2 protein-coding genes are annotated in these 1031 nt (G+C 29.6%); one reads left to right on the top strand and one right to left on the bottom strand.

The genetic code is table 11. The annotated features are described in order from the left end of the window. Window positions 1–16: 16 nt before the first annotated feature. Window positions 17–412: a hypothetical protein gene (locus JCM17102_RS20995; RefSeq protein WP_025076566.1), complete on the top strand. Its 396-nt coding sequence runs from the start codon at window positions 17–19 to the stop codon at window positions 410–412. A 168-nt stretch (window positions 413–580) separates the two neighbouring features. Here the strand turns inward: JCM17102_RS20995 and JCM17102_RS25410 are convergent. Next, window positions 581–1031: hypothetical protein (locus JCM17102_RS25410; protein ID WP_033887267.1), on the bottom strand; the 451-nt coding region annotated here is incomplete at its 5' end.

The raw sequence follows: 1031 nt of genomic DNA, 5'->3' as shown, positions 1-1031 counted from the left end.
TTAAAAGTATAATGGTATGATAAAAACAGTGAAGTTAAGCGATAGTAGTGTGATGAAAGAACTCATGGAGAATATTCCAGTGGCAACAAATGGGAATAAAGGATTGATGCCTGTTATAACTGAATTCGTTCCTTATAAGAGGTTTATAAATTTAAAAGAAGGGGATACTATTTCTCTTGATTATAGTTATGGTCAAATAAATATTACTTCCAGTTCAAAAGGATTCTCAGCTATTATTTTATTGAGCGCAGGACATGTTAATATTATAAAACAATTAAATTACGAGCTTATGACAACGGTAAAGGATACTGTTGGTAAAGTTAATGTATACAAAGCTGAAGAATATAAAACAGAAATACAAAATAAAACTGATCATGAGTTCCTTTTTAATATATCTTATTTGGGTAAATAATCAGAATATATTGCACTGTGGTTAGATGTTAAACTATTATGATTAAAGTTTGAATCAAATCATACTTTTAGTATATTATATTTTGATAAGCAATAAGTGGAGTAACTTGGAGTGAATGGGGATGATATAATAATTGCTCCTGAAGCACAATTTCTTCAGGAGCGATTATTACTTAATTGAAATAAAACATACGAAAGCCGTCCGATCAAAATTCGAATTGTTTTTAACATATAACTCTCCATTTATTGTTTTTCTATAGACCACAAGTTTATCGGATGTTTCATTAGTATTGACTGAAACGCCTTTAGACGGATAAACAACGTAATTACCCCCACTAGCAAAAAATAGAATTAAAGATATGTCATGTTCTATGCTGGCATTTTGTATAAAAAGTAATCCTCCTTTTGATGAGTTCTTTATTTCGTATTCTTTTCCTGATTTTATTATTGTTTCAACTCTTATTATACCACCCTTATTAAGTACTGCTGCAATTGTTGCAAGAGAAATGTTACTTTGTGAATTTAATCCTAACAATTGTGATATATCATTCATTTGTGGTAATGCCCCAATCATAGTTTCAAATGTTATTGTCTTCATGACCATTGTATTTTTAAGGGAC

It is taken from the genome of Bacteroides faecichinchillae JCM 17102, assembly GCF_000614145.1.
Lineage (GTDB): Bacteria > Bacteroidota > Bacteroidia > Bacteroidales > Bacteroidaceae > Bacteroides > Bacteroides faecichinchillae.
This window is presented reverse-complemented; position numbering and strand designations above follow the sequence as displayed.

Excerpts from the sequence above, each read along its gene's own strand:
- JCM17102_RS20995 (WP_025076566.1), top strand. The coding sequence starts at position 17 with ATGATAAAAACAGTGAAGTTAAGCGATAGTAGTGTGATGAAAGAACTC.